The organism is Rhodococcus sp. 077-4 (genome assembly GCF_047782425.1).
Lineage (GTDB): Bacteria > Actinomycetota > Actinomycetes > Mycobacteriales > Mycobacteriaceae > Rhodococcoides.
This window is the reverse complement of record NZ_JAJPWC010000002.1, coordinates 1,263,721-1,284,638: the sequence shown is the minus strand read 5'-3', so window position 1 is coordinate 1,284,638 and position 20,918 is coordinate 1,263,721. Positions and strand designations below refer to the sequence as shown.

The 20,918-nt window shown below is 65.2% G+C and carries 15 protein-coding genes; 8 read left to right on the top strand and 7 right to left on the bottom strand.

Annotated elements, in window-relative coordinates:
• Positions 1 to 156: 156 nt before the first annotated feature.
• The 5 genes from ACNEOT_RS15305 to metH form a co-directional block, all read right to left on the bottom strand.
• Complete coding sequence (locus tag ACNEOT_RS15305) at positions 157 to 603, bottom strand: PaaI family thioesterase (protein ID WP_415974872.1); 447 nt, start codon at positions 601 to 603, stop codon at positions 157 to 159.
• Positions 604 to 629: 26 nt separating this feature from the next.
• Entirely contained in the window at positions 630 to 1,481 is an 852-nt protein-coding gene (gene hisG, locus ACNEOT_RS15300) for an ATP phosphoribosyltransferase (protein ID WP_415974871.1), read from the bottom strand.
• Between the two features lie 50 nt (positions 1,482 to 1,531).
• The gene (locus tag ACNEOT_RS15295; RefSeq protein WP_415974869.1) at positions 1,532 to 1,795 is read right to left on the bottom strand and encodes a phosphoribosyl-ATP diphosphatase; all 264 of its coding nucleotides are present in this window, start codon (positions 1,793 to 1,795) and stop codon (positions 1,532 to 1,534) included.
• 94 nt (positions 1,796 to 1,889) lie between these two features.
• Positions 1,890 to 2,558: an HAD family hydrolase gene (locus ACNEOT_RS15290; RefSeq protein ID WP_415974867.1), complete on the bottom strand. Its 669-nt coding sequence runs from the start codon at positions 2,556 to 2,558 to the stop codon at positions 1,890 to 1,892.
• Positions 2,551 to 6,120 carry a methionine synthase gene (gene metH / locus ACNEOT_RS15285; protein WP_415974866.1) on the bottom strand — a complete coding sequence of 1,190 codons (3,570 nt, stop codon included), beginning with the start codon at positions 6,118 to 6,120 and terminating at the stop codon, positions 2,551 to 2,553. The genes ACNEOT_RS15290 and metH overlap by 8 nt, the downstream gene beginning before the upstream one ends.
• Positions 6,121 to 6,293: 173 nt before the next feature.
• Between metH and ACNEOT_RS15280 the strand changes: the two genes are divergently transcribed.
• The 8 genes from ACNEOT_RS15280 (at position 6,294) to ACNEOT_RS15245 (ending at position 18,875) form a co-directional block, all read left to right on the top strand.
• Complete coding sequence (locus ACNEOT_RS15280; RefSeq protein ID WP_415975214.1) at positions 6,294 to 7,187, top strand: PAC2 family protein; 894 nt, start codon at positions 6,294 to 6,296, stop codon at positions 7,185 to 7,187.
• Positions 7,188 to 7,290: 103 nt separating this feature from the next.
• Positions 7,291 to 7,638, top strand: a complete 348-nt coding sequence (locus tag ACNEOT_RS15275) for a molybdopterin oxidoreductase (RefSeq protein WP_415974865.1) — start codon at positions 7,291 to 7,293, stop codon at positions 7,636 to 7,638.
• Positions 7,638 to 10,127: a nitrite reductase large subunit NirB gene (gene nirB / locus ACNEOT_RS15270; protein ID WP_415974864.1), complete on the top strand. Its 2,490-nt coding sequence runs from the start codon at positions 7,638 to 7,640 to the stop codon at positions 10,125 to 10,127. The genes ACNEOT_RS15275 and nirB overlap by 1 nt, the downstream gene beginning before the upstream one ends.
• Positions 10,124 to 10,423 (top strand): Rieske (2Fe-2S) protein, encoded by a 300-nt coding sequence (locus ACNEOT_RS15265; RefSeq protein ID WP_415974863.1) that lies wholly within the window; start codon positions 10,124 to 10,126, stop codon positions 10,421 to 10,423. The genes nirB and ACNEOT_RS15265 overlap by 4 nt, the downstream gene beginning before the upstream one ends.
• A gap of 159 nt (positions 10,424 to 10,582) precedes the next feature.
• Entirely contained in the window at positions 10,583 to 12,058 is a 1,476-nt protein-coding gene (locus ACNEOT_RS15260; RefSeq protein WP_415975213.1) for a TIGR02677 family protein, read from the top strand.
• Positions 12,055 to 13,464, top strand: a complete 1,410-nt coding sequence (locus tag ACNEOT_RS15255) for a TIGR02678 family protein (protein WP_415974862.1) — start codon at positions 12,055 to 12,057, stop codon at positions 13,462 to 13,464. The genes ACNEOT_RS15260 and ACNEOT_RS15255 overlap by 4 nt, the downstream gene beginning before the upstream one ends.
• A gap of 4 nt (positions 13,465 to 13,468) precedes the next feature.
• Positions 13,469 to 17,653 carry a TIGR02680 family protein gene (locus ACNEOT_RS15250; RefSeq protein ID WP_415974861.1) on the top strand — a complete coding sequence of 1,395 codons (4,185 nt, stop codon included), beginning with the start codon at positions 13,469 to 13,471 and terminating at the stop codon, positions 17,651 to 17,653.
• On the top strand, positions 17,643 to 18,875 hold the full coding sequence (locus tag ACNEOT_RS15245) for a DUF2399 domain-containing protein (RefSeq protein WP_415974860.1): 1,233 nt from the start codon (positions 17,643 to 17,645) through the stop codon (positions 18,873 to 18,875). Before ACNEOT_RS15250 ends, ACNEOT_RS15245 begins: the two co-directional genes overlap by 11 nt.
• On the opposite strand, the gene mshC is transcribed toward ACNEOT_RS15245, so the two are convergent.
• On the bottom strand, positions 18,876 to 20,117 hold the full coding sequence (gene mshC, locus ACNEOT_RS15240; protein WP_415974858.1) for a cysteine--1-D-myo-inosityl 2-amino-2-deoxy-alpha-D-glucopyranoside ligase: 1,242 nt from the start codon (positions 20,115 to 20,117) through the stop codon (positions 18,876 to 18,878).
• Between the two features lie 24 nt (positions 20,118 to 20,141).
• Positions 20,142 to 20,915, bottom strand: coding sequence for an SCO1664 family protein (locus ACNEOT_RS15235; RefSeq protein ID WP_415975211.1), 774 nt, complete (start codon positions 20,913 to 20,915; stop codon positions 20,142 to 20,144).
• Positions 20,916 to 20,918: the final 3 nt, after the last annotated feature.

Sequence of the window (20,918 nt, the reverse complement as noted above, 5' to 3'; positions counted from 1 at the left end):
GAGTGGAGCCTGCGGAACGACCAGTCAGGGCAGGAGTGGAGCCTGCGGAACGACCAGTCAGGGCAGGAGTGGAGCCTGCGGAACGACCAGTCAGGGCAGGAGTGGAGCCTGCGGAACGACCAGTCAGGGCAGGAGTGGAGCCTGCGGAACGACCAGTCAGGGTGTGGGCGGTCGAGGTGTGTGGGCCTTGACCACGGTGCCTTGTGCCACTGCGACGACACGTTCGTTCTCACCGTCGACCGAGTGGACGGTGCAGTGGCAGATCGCCTGGTTCCGGGTCGTGGACACGGCGTGCGAGCGGGCAATCAAGAACTCTCCCGTCGCCGGCCTGGAGAAGTCGACCGTGCAGTGCGATGTCACCGCGTCGCCGCCGAGCGCGATCCCACCGGCAAAGGTCACGGCGTTGTCGGCCAGGTAGCTGATCACTCCGCCGTGAACGAAACCGTGCTGTTGCTGCAACTCGGGTCGATTTCGCAGGCGCACTTCCACGTGACCTCCGGCAGTCGAGACCAGTTCGGCACCGAGCAGTCTGGTGAACGGCTGCGCGTCGAACACCGCCCGCGCCAGTCGTTCGAGGTCCTCGTCGGCCCCTTCGGATGCCATGTGCTCTCCAGACAGTTCCGGCTGCGTCAGAAGGCCCGGCAGGATCGGATGTCGGAGGCGAGGATCGCCTTGGCACCCAGATCGGCAAGCTGATCCATCACGTTGTTGTGGACCTTGCGAGAAACCATGGCGCGCACGGCGACCCAGTTGTCGTCGACCATCGGAGCCAGTGTCGGCGATTCGATTCCGGGGGTGATCTTGACGGCCTCGTTCAGGATCGACTTGGGGCAGTCGTAATCGAGCATCAGGTATTGCTGTGCGAAGACGACGCCCTGCACGCGAGCGATGAGTTGCTTGCGTGCGGAGTCGGTGCCCGGAGTGCCTGACCGCTCGATCAGCACGCCCTCCGAGTCGCAGAGCGATTCGCCGAAGGCCACGAGGTTGTTCTGACGCAACGAGCGTCCCGATTCGACGACGTCTGCGATCGCGTCGGCGACACCGAGTTGGATGGAGATCTCGACCGCACCGTCGAGGCGGATGACCGTGGCCTCCAACCCGCGCTCGGCCAAGTCCTTGCGCACCAGGTTGGGGTACGACGTCGCGATGCGCAGGCCGCCCAGGTCCTCGGGTGCCCATTCCTTACCCGCCGGTGCGGCGTAGCGGAAGGTGGATCGGCCGAAGCCGAGTGCGAGCCGTTCCTCGACCGCGGCACCCGAATCGAGAGCCAGGTCGCGTCCGGTGATGCCGAGATCCAACTGGCCGGATCCGACGTAGATGGCGATGTCCTTGGGGCGCAGGAAGAAGAATTCGACTCCGTTGGCCGGGTCGAGAACCGTCAGATCCTTCGAGTCGCTTCGGCGGCGGTAGCCGGCTTCGCTGAGAATTTCGGCGGCGGACTCGGAGAGAGCGCCCTTGTTGGGTACGGCTACGCGCAACATGGTGTTTTCCTCGTTCGGTGAGTTTTGGTGAGGGACACGTGGGTCTTGCCTCACAGATGTCGGTAGACGTCCTCGAGCTCGATTCCCCTACCCACCATCATGACCTGCACCCAGTACAGAAGCTGCGAAATTTCCTCGGCGAGCGCCTCGTCACTCTCGTGTTCGGCGGCGATCCACACTTCACCGGCTTCTTCGAGGACCTTCTTGCCCTGGAAATGAACTCCCGCGTCCAACGCTGCGACGGTGCCCGAACCCTCGGGGCGAGTCTTCGAGCGGTCGGTGAGCTCGGCGAACAGGGAATCGAAAGTCTTCACGGCTGGATATTCTTTCACGTCGTCACTCGGGTACACGAATTCGGTCGAGAGCTCGACCGAATCAGATCGTTCCGCAGGCTCCACTCCCAGGTGACTAGCCCGCCCAGGCTCGTCTGACGTCGTCGGCTGTGAGGCCGAGCAGACCGTCACGGATGGTGTAGCCGGCGGCTTCGGGCACAGCGATCTCCGATGGCACCACCAGGACCGGGCAGCCCGCGGTGTGGGCGGACAACGAGCCGGTGGGCGAATCCTCGACCGCGAGGCAGGACTCGGCGTTCAGTCCGAGCAACTCGGCACCGCGTAGGTACGGTGCCGGGTGCGGCTTGCCCGCCTCGACCTCGTCGCCGGTGACCGTGATGTCGAAGTACTCGCGACCGAGGGTGTCGAGTGCTCGCTCTACCAGTCCGCGTTCGGTGTTGGTGACCAGCCCCGTCGACAGGCCCATCTCGCGCACCAGCGCAAGAGCGTCCTTGGCACCCGGTCGCCAGGGAATGCCTTCGGCAAACAGGTCTCCGACGCGGGCAGTGAGCCATTCGCGACCCTGCGCCAAGTGCTCGTCGGTGACCTCGATCGAGGCATTGGCGAGGACCTTGCTCAACGCGTCGCGCATGGAATTTCCGAGGGTGCTCTCGCGCACCTCGGCGCTCAATTCGGTTCCCAGATTGCGGGAGTACTCACCGATGGCCACGTCCCAGATCTTCTCCGAGTCGAGCAGCGTGCCGTCCATGTCCCACAGGACACCTTGCAGGTGGGTTCTAGACATTGAAGTACTTGGCCTCCGGGTGATGAAGCACGAACGCATCGGTCGACTGCTCGGGATGAAGTTGCAACTCCTCGGAGAGCTTCACACCGATTCGTTCGGGTTCGAGCAGCGCGGCCAGCTTGATGCGGTCTTCGAGGTCAGGGCATGCACCGTAGCCGAACGAGTAACGCGCACCGCGGTATTCGAGTTTGAAGAAGCCCTCGGCGTCGGTGGGATCCTCCGAGGCGACGGAATTTCCGTCGGAGAGCTTCAGTTCCTCGCGAACGCGGCGGTGCCAGTACTCGGCCAAGGCCTCGGTGAGCTGAACCCCGATTCCGTGGACCTCGAGGTAGTCGCGGTAGGAGTCGGCGGCGAACAGTTCGTTGGCGAAGTCCGCGATGGGCTGACCCATCGTCACCAGATTCATCGGCAGAACATCGACCTGGCCCGATTCCCGTGCAGCGGATCGTGATCGAACGAAGTCCGCGATGCAGAGGAATCGATCGCGATGCTGCCGCGGGAACGTGAACCTGAAGCGTTCGGGTGCATCGGGTTCCGGTTCGGTGAGCACGACGACGTCGTCACCCTCGGACACCGCCGGGAAGTACCCGTACACCAGGGCCGCGTGGGCGAGGATGCCGTCGGTGCTCAGTCGATCCAGCCAATGCCGCAGGCGCGGTTTGCCTTCCGACTCCACCAGATCCTCGTACGTGGCTCCCTCACCCTTGCGGGCACCGCGCAGACCCCACTGACCCAGGAACAGGGCGCGCTCGTCGAGCAGCCCCGAGTACTCGGACAGCGACACGCCCTTGACGATGCGCGTTCCCCAGAACGGCGGCACCGGAATGTCGATGTCGGCAGCGACATCGGAACGCTCGGGCACGACCACCGGCGCTTCGGCGGCCTTACGCTTCTCGGCGATGCGCTTGGACCGCTCGTGGCGTTCCTTGCGCTCGGCCGTCTTGGCTTTCGCCGCCAGCGCTTCGGGGCTGTCCGGAGCCGGACCGCCGCCCCGCTTGGTGGTCATGATGGTATCCATCAGTCGTAGACCCTCGAACGCATCACGCGCATAATGCACGTCGCCCTCGTAGACGTCCTGCAGATCGTTCTCCACGTACGACCGCGTCAGGGCCGCACCGCCGAGCAGAACCGGGAACTGTTCTGCGACACCCTTGTTGTTGAGTTCGATCAGGTTGTCCTTCATGACCACGGTCGATTTCACCAGCAGCCCGGACATTCCGATCACGTCGGCACGCTTGTCTATCGCGGCTTCCAGAATGGTCGAAATCGGTTGCTTGATACCGAGATTGACGACCTCGTAGCCGTTGTTGCTCAGGATGATGTCGACGAGGTTCTTGCCGATGTCGTGCACATCGCCTTTGACGGTACCGAGCACGATGCGGCCCTTGCCGTCGTCGTCGGTCGCCTCCATGTGCGGCTCGAGGTACGCCACAGCCGCTTTCATGACTTCGGCGGACGCGAGCACGAACGGCAGCTGCATCTGGCCGGAGCCGAACAGCTCACCGACTGTCTTCATGCCCGAGAGCAGTGTCTCGTTGATGATCGCCAGCGGTGGCTTCTCGGTCATCGCGGCGTCGAGATCGGTGTCGAGGCCGTTGCGTTCACCGTCGACGATGCGGCGTTCGAGGCGCTCGAACAACGGCAGGCGACCCAACTCCTCGGCACGGGATTCACGGGCCGATGCCGCCGAGACACCCTCGTACAGTTGCATGAGCTTCTGCAGCGGGTCGTAGCCCTCACTGCGACGGTCGTACACCAGGTCGAGTGCCGTCTCGCGCTGTTCGTCGGGAATCTTGTTCATCGGCAGGATCTTCGACGCGTGCACGATGGCGGTGTCGAGGCCGGCCTGCGTGCATTCGTGCAGAAATACCGAGTTGAGCACCTGGCGTGCAGCAGGATTGAGGCCGAACGAGATGTTCGACAATCCGAGGGTGGTGTGCACCTTCGGATACTTCTCCTTGAGCTGCCGAATTGCCTCGATGGTCTCGATGCCGTCGCGCCGCACCTCCTCCTGCCCGGTGGAAATCGGGAATGTGAGGGTGTCGACGATGATGTCCTCGTGGCGCAGGCCCCAGTTCTCGGTGATGTCGGTGATCAACCGGTCTGCGACACGCACCTTCCACTCGGCTGTACGGGCCTGGCCTTCTTCGTCGATGGTCAGAGCAACGACGGCCGCGCCGTGCTCTTTGACCAGACGCATGATCTTCTGGAACCGCGAGTCGGGGCCGTCACCGTCCTCGTAGTTGACCGAGTTGACTGCGCTACGGCCACCGAGGTGCTCGAGACCCGCTTCGAGTACGGCAGGTTCGGTGGAGTCGAGCATGATCGGCAATGTCGACGCCGTCGCGAGACGACTGGCCAGGGCCGACATGTCGGCGGCACCGTCGCGGCCCACGTAATCGACGTTGAGGTCGAGCATGTGGGCACCGTCGCGCGTCTGATCCTTCGCGATGTCGAGACACTTCTCGTAGTCCTCGGCGAGCATCGCGTCGCGAAAAGCCTTGGACCCGTTGGAGTTGGTGCGCTCACCGATCATCAGGATGCTGGCATCCTGCTCGAACGGAACTGCGGTGTAGAGCGAGGAGACACCCGGTTCGGGCGCGGGCCTGCGTTCGAGTTTCGTTGCCCCGTGGACCATGTCGGCCACCTGACGGATGTGCTCGGGCGTGGTGCCGCAGCAACCGCCGACCAGTGACAGCCCGTACTCACGGACGAAACCGCTCAGCGCCTCGGCCAGTTCGGGTGCGGTCAGTGGATATTCGGCACCTTTCGCGCCCAGGGTCGGCAGCCCGGCATTGGGCATCACCGACACCGGAAGCCGCGAATGCTTGGACAGATGGCGCAGATGCTCGCTCATCTCGGCCGGACCGGTCGCGCAATTGAGTCCGATCATGTCGATACCGAGGGGTTCGAGCGCCGTCAGCGCGGCACCGATCTCGCTGCCGACGAGCATCGCGCCCGTCGTCTCGACGGTGACATGGGTGATGATCGGAATGCGTGCACCGAGCTTGTCCATTGCATGCTGGCTACCGATGATCGCGGCCTTGACCTGCAGCAAGTCCTGGCAGGTTTCGATCAGGATCGCGTCGGCGCCGCCGTCGATCATGCCGAGAGCGGCTTCGGTGTACGCGTCGCGCAACCGAGCGAACGGGGCATGGCCGAGCGTGGGCAACTTGGTACCCGGCCCCATCGAGCCCAGCACGTACCGGTCCATCCCGTCGCGGCCGGGACCCATCTCGTCGGCGGTCTCCCGAGCGAGCCGCGTGCCCTTCTCCGCCAACTCGCGAATGCGGTCCTCGATGTCGTAATCGGCCAGGTTGGGCAGGTTGCAACCGAACGTGTTGGTTTCGACGGCGTCGGCACCGGCCGCGAAATACTCGCGGTGGATCTCGCGCAGAACGTCGGGGCGCGTGTCGTTGAGAATTTCGTTGCAGCCCTCGAGACCGATGAAGTCGTCGAGGGTCAGATCGGCATCCTGCAGCATCGTGCCCATCGCACCGTCGCCGATGACAACGCGACGTGAAATCGCATCGAGCAGACTGGGCTTGTGTTGATCGGGCATCACTACAGAGTAGTGGGCACCGAAGTTTCCTCGGGTCGTAGGCTGTCGTGGTGAGTCCCCGAAACCTCGATGGCAGGTCCCCGAACGACGACAGTGCCGAAAATACGGACATTTCAGGTGCTGGATCGGATGCGCCGCTGGATGCCGCGTTGATCGAGGCTGTCCAGGACGCTGTGGCCAACGCCACAGACCTCGACGACCTGGACGACGACATCCCCGAGTTGCGCTCCCCCATCCTGGTGGCTGCTTTCGAGGGATGGAACGACGCGGGCGATGCGGCCAGCGGTGCCGTCGAGCATCTGGAGCTGATCTGGGACGCCAGCCCGTTGGCCGAGCTGGACTCCGAGGACTACTACGACTACCAGGTCAATCGACCGACGGTTCGCCAGGTCGATGGTGTCACCCGGGAGATCGAGTGGCCGTCGACTCGGTTGTCGGTGTGTTCTCCTCCGGGCAGCGAGCGTGACGTGGTGCTGCTGCGCGGCATCGAGCCGAACATGCGGTGGCGCAGTTTCTGTGACGACCTGCTCGAATTCGTCGAGCAACTCGGCGTCGAGACCGTCGTGATTCTGGGAGCGCTGTTGGCCGACACCCCGCACACCAGGCCCGTTCCGGTCACCGGCACCGCGTACAGCACCGAGTCTGCCGAACAGTTCAACCTGGAACAGACCCGCTACGAGGGCCCCACCGGCATCACCGGCGTACTGCAGGACGAGTGCGTCAAGGCCGGCGTGCCCGCGGTGTCGTTCTGGGCTGCCGTGCCCCACTACGTCTCGCAGCCACCGAACCCCAAGGCCACCGTGGCGCTGCTGCAGCGGGTCGAGGATGTGCTCGATATCGAGGTTCCCCTCGGTGAACTGCCCACCCAGGCCGAGGAATGGGAAGAGGCAGTGAACGAGATGACGAAGGAAGACGAGGAGATCAGCGAGTACGTGCGCAGCCTCGAAGAGCGTGGTGATGCCGAGGTGGACATGTCCGACGCGATCGCCAAGATCGACGGCGACGCAATTGCGGCCGAGTTCGAGAAATACCTGAGGCGACGCGGTCCGGGGAACTTCGGGCTGTGACCCGCGAGCGCACACGAGGTGCCGAGTGCCGGTGAGGTCTTTCTGATCCCGACGTAACGTCACCGCAGCGGTGACGTCACCCCGACACCGGAACCTCGTGTGTATGGCCAGCACACCGCGATTTCTGCAAGGCGTCTTCTCCTTCACCGGCAACGGTCTGGACAAGCCCGAGTTGATCGACCCGAGCCTGAGCTTCGTCGTCCCCGACGGTGTGACAGCCCAGCCGCTGTACTTCCGCGGCGGAAATTCGAGCGCCGAACTCGTGGTCGTGACCTTGCTGCGCGACGGCAGCCCGATGCGCATGTTCCCGATGGGAGCCAAGAGCGGCGTCAACATTCCGCTGCGGGTCGTCGAGGACGTGGATCCGGACACCGTGCTGGAACTGGTTGTCGCGGCCCCTGCCGGAACCAGCGGAGAGGTCGTCGTCGATTTCGGTCTGGTGCTCGTCTGATGACTGCGGGTAAGCAGCGATTGCTGGTGATCGGCAACGGAATGGCCGGTGCCCGAACAGTCGAAGAGATCATCAAACGTGACGGCAGCTCACTGTTCGAGATCACGATGATCGGTGACGAGCCGTACGGCAACTACAACCGAATCATGCTCTCGCACGTGCTGTCCGGAGAGACCACCGTCGACGACGAGGATCTCATTCTCAATCCCATGAGCTGGTACAGCGAGAACGGTGTGACGCTGCACGTGGGCGATCGTGCCGTGTCGTTGGATCGATTCTCCAAGACCGTCGTGTGCGAGAGTGGTCGATCCGTCGACTACGACGTGCTGATCATCGCGACCGGCAGCAACACGTTCTTCCCGAACATGGACGGTCTCCGCGAATCCGACGGCAGACTGGCCCGCGGCGTCTTCGGCTTCAGGACCATCGCAGACACCAACGGCATGCTGCAGATGGCGGAATCACGCGAGGACGTCTGCGCTGTCGTCATCGGCGGCGGACTGCTCGGACTCGAAGCCGCGTACGGTCTGCGAACGCAGGGGCTCGACGTGAACGTGGTGCACTCCCCCGGACACCTGATGAACCAGCAGCTCGACGAGCGCGGTGGACGGGTGCTGCGCAACAAGATCGAGTCTCTCGGCGTCGGCGTGCACACCTCGAAGAGAACCACCTCGGTGTTGCGTTCCGAGGACGGCGTCGTCACCGGCGTCGGATTCAACGACGGCACCTCGCTGGCCGCGGACATGGTGGTCGTCACGGCGGGCATCAGGCCGAGCGTCGACTTCGCTCGCGCAGGTGGATTGGTGATCGAACGCGGAATCGTCGTCGACGACCAATTGCGTTGCGAGGATGAGGGTTCCATCTATGCCGTCGGTGAATGCTGCCAACATCGCGGCGAGGTCTACGGCCTCGTGGCGCCGCTGTGGGAGCAGGCCGTCGTGCTGGCCGATGTGCTCACCGGAGCCGATCCCACTGCGGCATACCATGGTTCGCGGCTGACGACCAAGCTCAAAGTGGCCGGTGTGGACGTCGCGTCGATGGGGATCACGGCCCCTGAACGCGACGACGACGAATTCGTCCAGTTCTACGAGCCCCGCAGCGGCACCTACAAGTCGGTCATCGTGCGCAACAACAAGCTGATCGGTGCCACCCTGCTCGGCGACATCTCCAAGGCGAACTTCCTGACCCAGGCCTTCGACGAGAAGGTGCCTTTGCCCGACGAGCGCATCAGCATGCTCTTCGACATGGGAACGCCCTCTGCGGCAACAGGAGCCGCCGAGCTGGCAGACGACGTGCAGGTGTGCAATTGCAACGGCGTCACCAAGGGTGCCATCGTGGCCTGCGTACACGCGGGCGCGAAAAACCTCTCCGAAGTCACGGCGAAGACCCGTGCGGGCAAAGGCTGCGGATCGTGCAAAGGGCTGGTCAAGGACATCATCGCGTGCGCAGCGGGCGGTGCCGTCGAGGCCGATCCCACGGCGGACTGGTACGTGCCCTGCATTCCGATGACCAAGCCCGAACTGATCGACGCCATCCGAGCACAGGATCTTCGGGCGGTTTCTGCGGTGTTCACGGCCCTGGCAACGGGCGGCGTCGAGGATGCCGCCGCCAAGATGCCGTTGGCGTCGCTGCTGCGGACCGTATGGGGTCCGGATTGGGTGGACGAGCGCGGCGCGCTGTTCATCAACGACCGTGTGCACGCCAACATCCAACGAGACGGCACCTTCTCGGTGGTACCGCAGATGAAGGGTGGCGTCACCACCCCGGATCAGTTGCGCAAGATCGCCGACGTCGCAGACAAATACCACGTGCCGTTGGTCAAGGTGACCGGTGGACAACGCATCGACCTCCTCGGCATCAAGAAGGAAGACCTACCGAAGGTGTGGGGCGATCTGGACATGCCCTCGGGCTTCGCGTACGGCAAGAGCATGCGCACCGTCAAAACCTGTGTGGGCAGCGACTTCTGCCGCTTCGGCCTCGGCGACTCGACGGCCCTCGGCATCGCCCTCGAAGAGCGGTTCCAGGGCTTGGAGACTCCGGCGAAGTTGAAGCTCGCGGTCGCCGGCTGCCCGCGCAACTGCTCGGAGGCGCTGTGCAAGGACTTCGGCGTCGTCTCGGTGGGCGAGGACAAATGGGAGATTTACGTCGGCGGCGCGGCAGGCGCACACATCCGCAAGGGCGATCTACTGGCCACCGTCACCGGGGCCGAGGAGGTTCTGACCGTGGCAGGCAGGTTCATCCAGCACTACCGCGAGAACGCCCAGTGGCTCGAGCGAACGTACGCGTGGGTGCCGCGTCTCGGCCTGGAAGAACTGCAGAGCGTGCTGATCGACGACCGGGACGGCATCGTGGCCGGACTCGACGAGCGCGTGCAGGCATCGGTGGACGGGTACATCGACCCGTGGCAGGACCGCACGGCACCGAAATCACCCGCCCAGTTCACCCCGTCGCTGCCAATGCTTCCGCTGCCACAGGTTCCGGTCCGATGAGCGTGCCGGTGGGGGCCGTGGAAGACCTGACGCCCGGCGAGGGTCGGGCCTACGTGGTGGACGGCAAGCAGGTTGCAGTGTTTTTGCTCAGCGACGGCTCGGTGCGTGCGATGGACGCCGTTTGCCCCCACAAGGGCGGGCCACTGGCAGACGGTCAGATCGATGGATCCGTCGTCGTGTGCCCACTGCACCAGTACACCTTCTCGCTCGACGACGGCACCTGTCCCAGCGGCATCGACTCGGTGCGCACCTACCCTGCCGCAGTGGTGGACGGAAAAGTCACCGTGGACCTGTAACGGGCACAGTTCAACGACTGGCAGTCCTACCCCCTGGGTCGTTCCGCAGGCTCCACTCCTGACCACCAGGGTCGTTCCGCAGGCTCCACTCCTACCCCCTACCCTGTTCCAGTGAGCGATTCAGGTGAGGACGCGCGACAGGGAGTCGTGAATGCGTTCGTGGAGGAAGACCGTCTCGGTCTCTTCTCGTTCGCCGTTGCCGAGAAGCGATCGGAGTACCTGGCCGTTCTGCGCGCATTCGACACTGCACGAGCCAACTATGTCGTCCTGTTGCACTCGGGAGACGTGGCCGACCTCATCGCCCGCAACCCAGGCCGCCAGGAGGCACTGACCACCCTCGACATCGCTCCCCTGCTCGATCAGCTGCACGCCTGGGGCCTACTGGAGCGCAGCTACGACGGCACCCGCGCCGCGACCCTCGCCGAGTATCGCAACCGTCACTTCGTCTACCAGTTCGGTCAGGCCGGCTACAAGGCATACCGCGCGGTCGAGGACGTGCTCGGTGCCCGCCTGGACGACGCCTCGCTGTCACGGCTGGTGCTGCCCGAGTTGCTGGCCGACATGCACGAGCTGGCCGAGGCGAACCGTCAGGCCGACGGCGATCGCATCTACCGCAAGCTCAGTCGCCTCGATTCGACGCTGTCGGAGATGGCGACCCGCGCCGCCCACTTCTATCTGGTGCTGGGCGACCTGGTGCGCACCACCGAGATCACGCCGGAGTCATTTCTGGTCCACAAGGACGCACTGCTCACGCACATGCGCGAGTTCAGCTCGGACCTCACCCGTTATGCACCGAAGTTGGCCGAGGCGATAGCGATCGTCGAGAGCACCGGCGTCGAGCAACTCGTCGAGCGGGCTGCGATCAGCGACGAACGAGTGTTTCTCACCGTTGCAGAACGCCGAGCCGACTGGACCGATCGCTGGGCCGGCCTCTCGCACTGGTTCGTCTCCGCAGAGTCCGAACTCAGTGAGTCCGAGCGACTCCGCGAGGGCACGATGAGCGCGATCGCCGCCGTGCTGTCGCTGCTACGGCGCGTCACCGAAACTCGCAAGGGCGGAGTCAGCCGCGAGAGCCAACTGCGTCACCTGGCCGGGTGGTTCGCCGCCGCACCTACCGAGGACAGCGCACATGCCCTGTTTCACGCCGTGTTCGGCCTCGGCAGACCCCGGCATCTGTCGATGGTGCATCCCGATGCCGACATCATCTCCACGTCCCGATCGTGGTGGGATGCACCGCCGGTCGAGATCTCGCGCACCCTGGCCGAGACCGGACGCACCCCGACCCCCGGTGTTCCGGGACGGGTGCAGCGCAACGACGGCGGCATCAGACGGCTCCGAGAGCAACAACTCGAGTCGCAGCGATCGCGCAGTGCTGCAGCGCAGTCGCTTGCCTCGGCCGGAATTCACGATCGAATTCTCAGCGAGCAGGAAACCGAAGTGTTGTTGAGCCTGCTGAACGCTGCGCTGACCGCACGGGTCCGGGTGAGCGGACGGACATCCGATTCGTCCGGATCGGACAGCGGCGTGCGCTTGACGCTGAGCGACAGCGACCGTTCGACGATCGTGCGGACCAGCCGGGGCCGTCTGCATCTGGACCGATTGTCTCTCGATGTCAGCGAGGTGGCTCGCAGATGAGAGGTCGCGAAATCTCCACTCTCGCACTGGATTCATACCAGCGGGCCGCCCGGGTTGCGCTGTCGAATCACCTGGTGACCACGACGTACCCCGATCGGATCGCGCTGCCTCTGCTGCGTAGATGGGCCATCGAGTTGCGCGAGGACCTGCTCGAACTGTTCGGATATCGCCTCGAGGTCACCGAGACCACCGCCCGCCTGTTCCCGGTGATCGACGGACTCGACGACAGCCAACCTGCGCGCACGTCCACCGACCGCATCTTCGATCGCCGCAGATACGCGTACCTGGCGCTGGCGCTGGCGGCACTCGGGAGGGCCGGCAATCAGATCACCCTGTCCGAACTCGCGGATCACGTTGCGGCAGAGGCGAGTCAGGTCGACGGCGTCGAGCTGACAACCGACCGAGCAAGTGACCGAGACGCGTTCGTCGACGCGATCGGGTGGCTCGCCACACGCGGTGCCATCGCGTTGGCCGACGGGGACGCGACGGGCTGGGCGAACAACCCGTCCGCAGGCGAGGCTCTCTACGACATCGACCGCCCTGTGGTCGTCGCCATGTTCCGGCCGCCCCGTGCCGTGCAGCATCTGCGATCCATCAGCGGTCTGCTGGCCGGATCGGACGCCCCGATGGATCCCGAGGACTCCGATCCCGATCGAAGCGATACCCCAGCCGACCCGAAGGAGACTCTGCGTGCGGTACGCCGAGCATTGGTCGAGCGACCGGTCGTCTATGTCGACGACCTCGATCGCGACGGCCGCGCCGCCCTGGCCGCGTCGCGCACAGTTGCCGACGTCGAGTTGCTGACCGGCCTCGTTGCCGAGCGCCGTGCCGAGGGAGTAGCTCTCATCGATACGTCGGGACGGCTCTCGGACCAGCGATTCCCCAGTACCGGAACCATCGCCCAGGTCGCATTGCTGATTGCGGGCGAGATCTCGGACCGGGTGATCGATCCCGATGCACCCGCGCTGGCGACCTACCCCCTTCCCGACGGTGATGCCCTGATCCAACAGTTGGACAGCGCCATTCCCGACGGCGGGATCTTCGGCGATCTCGCCGAGTTCGGGTTCGGTTCCGATGCAACGACATTCGACGATGCGGAAGACAAGAAGCTGTATCCGTTGATCGAGGACAGTTGGTTGGTGACGGTCGTCGATGATCTCGTCGAACGGTTCGGTCGGACGTTCGCTGCTCAGTGGCAGACCGATCGGGACGGCCTACGGTTACGAGCGATTGCGCTGTTGCACCGACTTCGCCTGATACACAGCGTGTCCGGCGGCGTGCTGGTACTGCCGGTGATCGCGCGCTACCGAGACGTGATGGTCAGCGTGCGCGATCGGACCCCGCAGGACTCACTGTTCGGCACCCAACAGGCCCCCAGTACCGATTCATCCGAAGTAGAGGCTTGAGTAGATGACCGCACACTCGAATCGTTTTCGGCCGACGCGCGCCGGAATCGTCAATCTGTGGGATTACCGCGATCAGGAGTTCTCCTTCGCCGATGGTCGCCTGGTGCTGCGTGGTCCAAACGGATCCGGCAAGACCAAAGCGCTCGAAGTGCTGTTCCCGTTCGTCCTCGACGGCCGCATCGAACCCCGCCGGCTCAATCCCTTTGCCGGAGAAGAGCGAACGATGAAGTCGAACCTGCTCTATCGAGGGCAGGAAAGCGCGCACTCGTACGTGTGGATGGAGTTCGGCCGCGGTTCACGCGAGGATCCCGAATCGGTGACGGTCGGGATCGGGATGCGGGCAAGTCGTCACAACGACAAGGTGACCCGCTGGTACTTCGTCGCCGACGGCAGAGTGGGCGTCGACTTCTCGCTGTTGGGTTCCGACGACCGGCCGTTGACGAAGAAGCAACTCGCAGAGCAGCTGGGCACCGACGCGTTGACCGATCGCCCGGTGGACTATCGCGCCGCGATCGACGCTCGCATGTTCGGGCTCGGGGCGCAGCGCTACGACCAGTTGATCAATCTGATTCTGACGCTTCGCCGTCCGCAGTTGGCCAAGAACCTCGACCCGAAGGGTTTGTCGCAGGCGCTGACCGACGGCCTGCGTCCATTGGACGAGCAGCTGGTGCTCGAGGCCGCGCGGTCCTTCAGCGACATGGAAGAAGTGGGCCGGGCGCTCGAAGGATTGACGCAGGCCGATCATGCCGCGAAGAACTTCGTCTCGGTGTACTCCAAGTACCTTCGGGTGCAGACCCGTTCGGATGTCGAGCAGGTCTCGCGCCGACTCGAGGCGGTGACCCACGCGACCACCGCGCACTTCGCCGCTGCAGCGCTGAAGGACCGACGCTTACTGGAACGAGCCGCCGCGGAAACTCGATTCGACGAGGCAGAACGCGCAGTCGATCAGGCTGTCGCAGACCGCGAGACCCTGCAGCGCTCGAGCGCCTACGAGGGCAAGCAGCAACTGGACGATCTGGCCGAATCCGCTGCGAAGCTGGAGATCTCGACGGCTCAGCAAGCCGACCGCGCACGCAAGGCGCAGGCAGAGCTGGAGCAGCGCACCACCGAAGCGGCTCGGGCCGACTCCGCACTCCGCGACTCCGTTGCCGGGGTGACCCGCGCCGAAGAGGAACTACAGACTGCGGCCGAGGATGCAGGCATCGTCTGGACACCGCTGCCCGGGACAGCCCGCAGCGATCAGATCAGCACCGCTCTCCGCGGCCACGCCGAGGAGCGGGACGGCGATGTACGGGCGGTTCGCGAGGCGTTGGGAACCGTCGAGAAGGCGTCGACCGAACGCGCCCGTGCCGAGAAGGCAGCGTCGAAGGCACGTGAGCTGCTCGAGGCAGCTGCGGCAGCGGTCACCGAAGCCGAGGTGACCGTCGACCTCGAGAAGGCACAGTTCGCCTCGGGACTGCGCGCCTGGTGGTCGGCCAATTCGGCGCTGTATTCCTCCGCGGGCATCACCGCGACGGCATTCGACGCACTGGACGCGGCGCTGGCAAGCATCGGTGACGACGACGCCCCGAGCTTGGAATCGGTTCTCGCCGAGCAGACCGCGGACGGTATCGATTCGATCCGCGCTCGGCAGGCCCAGGCTCGCGTCGACGTGGCCACCCGTACGACCGAATCGACCGCGCTGCGTGACGAATTGGCACTGGTGCGGGCCGAGCACGATGACGCGCCGCCGCCGTTCGCGGCACGAACCGGCTCTCGCGTCGACCTGTCGGGTGCCCCGCTGTGGCAGCTGGTTCGGTTTGCCGACACCGTCTCCCCCGCCGACGCGGCAGGGATCGAATCCGCGTTGCAGGCGGCCAATCTGCTCGACGGCTGGATCCACCCGACCGCGGACTTTCCGGAAGAGGCGAACTCGGAGCAGTATCTGTCGCCGCTGGCGGAGGCCAGCAGGCCGACCGGGACCACGTTGGCGTCGGTGCTGGAACCGGAGCCGGGTACCGCCGTGGCGGAGTCGCGCATCCTCGACCTCTTGCACTCGATTGCGCTGCACCATGATCAGGGCATGGGCGCAGGTAGTGCGGTCGCGGTGGGCGTCGACGGTCGGTACTGGCAGGGTGTGCAACAGGGTCGCCACACCAAGGCCGATGCGGAGTACATCGGTGCCACGGCGCGGGCGCGCAGGCGAGAGCAACGCATCGCCGAACTCGGCGCAGCGATCGACGTCGCAGCGGCCGCACTGGAGACCGCGACGGCCGACGAGCGGGCGGCACGCGAATTGGTGCAGGCGCTGACCGCTGCGGCCAAGCAACTTCCCCGAGTCACGGCAATCGTGAGGGCGCAGCGGGCCGTCACTGCGGCTGCCGGAGCGTTGCGCACGTCCACGGAGGGTTCTGCCGCAGCGGATCGTGAATTCGACCAGGCGATCGCAGACCTGTCGGCAAAAGAGAAACAACTACGTACTGTCGCGGTGGCCCATCGCACTCCGCACATCGCTCGTGACATCGATGCCCTGGCCGCAGCAATTCGGCATTTCGAGCATCAAGGCTCGGTGGTGATCCGCAAGCGTGGCGACCACATGCGCGAGGCAGAACGCGCGCGCGAGGCAACCAACCGGCTCGAAGAAGCGAGCGGCCTGGCCGAGGAACTCGCCGAGGAAGCCGCGATAGCCGACGAGAACTACCGGCAACAGGTGCAACGACTGGAGCTGCTGAGCGAGAAGCTCGGTGCCACAGCCGAACAGATCGACGCCGATCTGGAGAACGCTCGCGAACGCATCGAGAAGTGCCGCGCCGAGCAGCGGGCCGCGCGAAAGGCGGACAAGGAAGCCGGCGAAGCGATCGGCAAGGCCGAGGGTGCCTGCAACACCGCGCTGGAGAGCCTGCGCGGTGCCGTCACCGAGACTCTGGGCGATGCCGGGCGACTCGCGCCGTACGCCCGCAAGGACCTGCTCACCATCCTCGGCGTGCACGAGATGCATACCTGGCCGGCCAGCGAGTCGGCGTGGCTGACCGTCGAACAGATCCTGTATCGAGTGCAGCAGGCCGACGGCCCCGACGACGAAGTTCCGGTACTTCCGCCGGTGGTACGCGCGTTGCATTCGGCACTCGATGCGGCGACGGCATCGGTGAAGGTCAGTGACTCGAGCCGAAAGTCGACGCGGACCGCGCTGACCAGCGCGCTGCAGGAGTTCGATTCGCAGCTCGCGGCCTCGGGCCAGGACTATCGCCTGCAGTGGGACGCACCGGACGGTTTGACGGTGGTTCGCGTTCAGGACGAGCAGGGCTATTCTTCGGTCGGCGATTTCGCCGACCGAATCGGTGCGGCGAGGGCCGATCAGGAGTTGCTGCTGACCGAACAGGAGCAGCGCATCCTCGAAGATGCTCTGCTGACGGGTCTCGCGCAGCAGATTCACGAACGCACCGTCGACGCACGCGAGCTGATCGCGCAGATGTCCACCGAGATGAAGCAACGCCGCATGTCCTCGGGCAACACGATCGGTGTGCACTGGGTGCTCGCCGACAACCTCGACGACGGGGCCCGGGCGGTGTCGAAGCTGCTCGACCGCGACGCCTCGGCGTTGAATCAGGACGATCTGGCTGCGATGCGAGCCCACTTCGCGTCGGAGATCAGGATCGCGCGCGCGGCCCATCCGGAACGGTCCTACCCCGAGATCCTCTCCACGACACTGGATTATCGCCGCTGGCGCGTGTTCGCCTTCACACTCATCAGCGGTGACGGCAACGAGGATCGTCTCACCGTCGCCCGCCACAGCGCGCTCTCGGGCGGTGAGCAATCGGTATCGCTGCACCTGCCGCTGTTCGCCGCGGCACACGTGATGCTCTCCTCCGCCGATCCGCATTCACCTCGGCTGCTGGCGCTGGACGAGGCATTCGCCGGTGTCGACGACAACGGCCGCAGCGAATTGCTCGGCCTGAGTGTGCAATTCGACCTGGATCTGTTCATGACCGGATACGACCTGTGGATCACCTACGGGGACGTCCCAGGCTGCGCTCACTACGATCTGGCGCATTCGACGGCCGAGAACACCGTCAGCGCAGCACTTCTGGTGTGGGAGAACGGCGAACTGTTCGCCGAGCACGACGGTACCGACCTCGCTGCCGCACTCGGATCGCCGTTGACGCGCCGGGTGCCGACCCGAACCGAAGGTGGGTTGGAGTTTGTCCGGTAACAGCGAATGGCGGGGCAGCGTCGAATTGGCGGCACTGCTGGATGCCGCGCGAAAGAAGCTGGAGTCCAATTGGCTTCGGGTCGGCGGCAACATCACCGTCGATCTGAGCGATGCACCGGAGCTGTGGCGCCTGTGCAGCGCGATCTCGAGGTCGAACGCCAGTCTGCACTCCCGCGCGCGCAGCACCAAGCTCGATCTCGAGCGTTTCGACGCATGGCTGAGCCATCCGCTCAACGGTGGCCTCGGACTGATCGACACCCTTACACGGCAAGCGCCGCTGCAGGACAAGAAGCGCATCGCGGCCGACAAGGCTCAGGTGCGCGCAGACGCGCTCGATCGGGCCAGGGAGGTGCTGGGAGGCGGGACCGATCGCGACTGGATCGAGTACTGGATCGCCTCGCTGCTCAATCAGGACGGCACCCTCGGCGGTCGCGTCGCCGTCGACGCGCTCGAGGTGGCCACGCGGGTCCTTGCCCAGCTCCCGGTGGACGGCATGTCGCTCACCGAGCTTGCAGAACTGGCCTGCGGCGACACGAAGGCGCTCTCGGGCGGCGGCGCCCCGAAACTCGTTCTCGACGCGTTGTCGTTGCGCGAGAACGTGCCTCGACCCGTCGATCCGGTCGGAATCAGAGCACTGTGGGAAACCGCAGGGGTATCGGTCGACGCACTGTCCAGCCGGGTGCTGGTGATCGGCTACCGCGTCGCCGAGACCCACACGGTGGCTCGTTGGTTGAACGACGCCGCGGACGAGGGCATTCCTTTTCCCGTCACCGTGGACATGCTCTCGCGAGGCCCGCTCACCAACAGCACGTCGACAGTGTTCGTTTGTGAGAACGTTGCCGTGCTCGCCGCCGCAGCCCGCTCCCTCGGCTCGAAGTGCGCGAGTCTGATCTGCACCGACGGTCAGCCCTCTGCGGCTGTGCACCGGCTCCTCGCCTCCCGCGCACCCGGCACCGTCATCGAATGGCGGGCCGACTTCGACTGGGCCGGAGTGCACATGGTGAAACGCGCAGTGGATCGATACGACGCGTCGCCGTGGCGAATGGACGTAGAGGCCTACCGACACGCGCTCGACGCGCGGAATTCGGAGCCGTTGAAGGGACATCCGACAAGCAGCCCGTGGGACCCGGAACTTTCTGCTGCGCTTCGTGATTCGGGCCGGGCAGTCATGGAGGAACGACTGATCCCGGATCTGCTGACGGACTTACGCCTCGACCGCTAGCTAGCGCAGCGGAATTCCGAGCAGTGCGTCGACGGCATCCGCGAAGGCAGCGGGAGCACCCGCGTCCGATCCACCGCGCTCGACGGCGAAGCTCGCCCATGCGTCGAGCGCATCGAGGGCCTTGGGTGTGTCCAGATCGTCGGCCAGGTGCTGACGCAGCCGGTTGATCACGTCGTCGGCCGATGCCGCACTCTCGAGGGCAGCTGCCCGACGCCACAGTGCGAGCCGAACGTGGGCCCGCTCGAGAACCTCGTCGGACCAGGGCCGATCCTGCCGGTAGTGGCCGGAGAGCAGACCGAGTCGTACGGCTGCGGGGTCGACGTTCTCGGCCCGGAGCTTCGAGACGAACACCAGGTTGCCGCGGCTCTTGGACATTTTCTCACCGTCGAGCCCGATCATTCCGGTGTGCACGTAGTGGCGCGCGAAACGGGGGTCACCGGTCGCTGCCTCGGCGTGGGCCGCCGAGAATTCGTGGTGCGGAAAGATGAGATCGCTTCCGCCGCCCTGGATATCGAATCCTGATCCGATCCGGTTCAGAGCGATCGCCGCGCACTCGACGTGCCAGCCGGGTCGACCCGGACCCCACGGCGACGGCCACGACGGCTCGCCCGGGCGCACCGCGCGCCACAGCAACGCATCGAGCGGATCCCGCTTGCCGACCCGATCCGGATCGCCACCGCGTTCGGCGAAGAACGTGTCCATCGTGGGGCGGTCGTAACCGGACTCGTAGCCGAACTGCTCGGTGGCGTCGGCTCGGAAGTACACGTCGGGGTATTCGGCGTCGTCGACGACATATGCGGCACCGGCCGCGACCAACTTCTCCACCAGTTCGACGACCTCATCGACGGACTCGACGGCCCCGATGTAGTCGCGTGGAGGGATCACCCGCAGCGCCTCCATGTCGGCGCGGAAGAGCTCGATCTCGCGGGCACCCAGATCACGCCAGTCCTCGCCGTCGCGGTCGGCGCGCTCGAACAGTGGATCGTCGACATCAGTGACGTTCTGCACGTAGTGCACGTCGGTGCCCGCGTCCCGCCACAGGCGGTTGATCAGGTCGAACGTCAGGTACGTCGCTGCGTGCCCGAGGTGGGTGGCGTCGTACGGGGTGATTCCGCAGACGTACATCCGAGCCGTCGAACCGGGGGTCACGGGACGGACCTGGCGGTCGGCGGTGTCGAACAACCGAAGCGCTGGACCCTGTCCTGGGATTGTCGGGATCTCCGGGCTCGACCAAGAATGCATGCGTCCGAGCCTATCCGAGGCCGATCAGAAGGCGGGCCACGGTATGGGTCTGCTCGAGCGAGGCTCGGGCATCACCGGACGCGCGATCAGCTCCTGCGCTCGATCGAGAACTGCGACGGTTTCGGCCAGGGTGATCTTGTCCGTCAGCCGCGGTGCGACGACGGCATCGAACGTCTCGACGAACCGAACCACATCGGTCATCAACGCGTCGTCCACCGCCTGGCCTGCCCAACCCCACAGCACCGTGCGCAATTTGTTCTCGGCGTGCAGGCAGATGCCGTGATCGACGCCGTAGACGTATCCGTCGAGGCCTTCGAGTGCGTGTCCGCCCTTGCGATCGGCGTTGTTGAGAATCACGTCGAGAACCGCCATCCGCTGCAGTCGAGGATCGTCGGCGTGGATGAGCGCTATCTCTTCGCCGTCACCGTCGTATGCCTGCAGTACCGGGATCCATCCTGCAGGCACGAGATCCGGACGGCAGATATCGACGAGGTCGACGCGTCCCTCGGCGTGATCGTCGGGGGTGTCGATCCACTTCTGCACCATTCCCGGCCCGAACGGCCCGTCGCGCAACACCGTCGGGGGGATGACACCCCAGCCGAGCGCCTCGGATATCTCGTAGGACGCCACCTCCCGTCCGGCGAGAGTGCCGTCGGGAAAATCCCACAGCGGCACTTCGCCCCGAACGGGTTTGTACACGCACCGGACAGCCGAATCGCCCTCGCCCGCCTCGCACACCAGGGTGGCATTGCTGGCCGACACCACTCGCCCGACGATGGTCAGCTCGCCGGTCTCCATGGT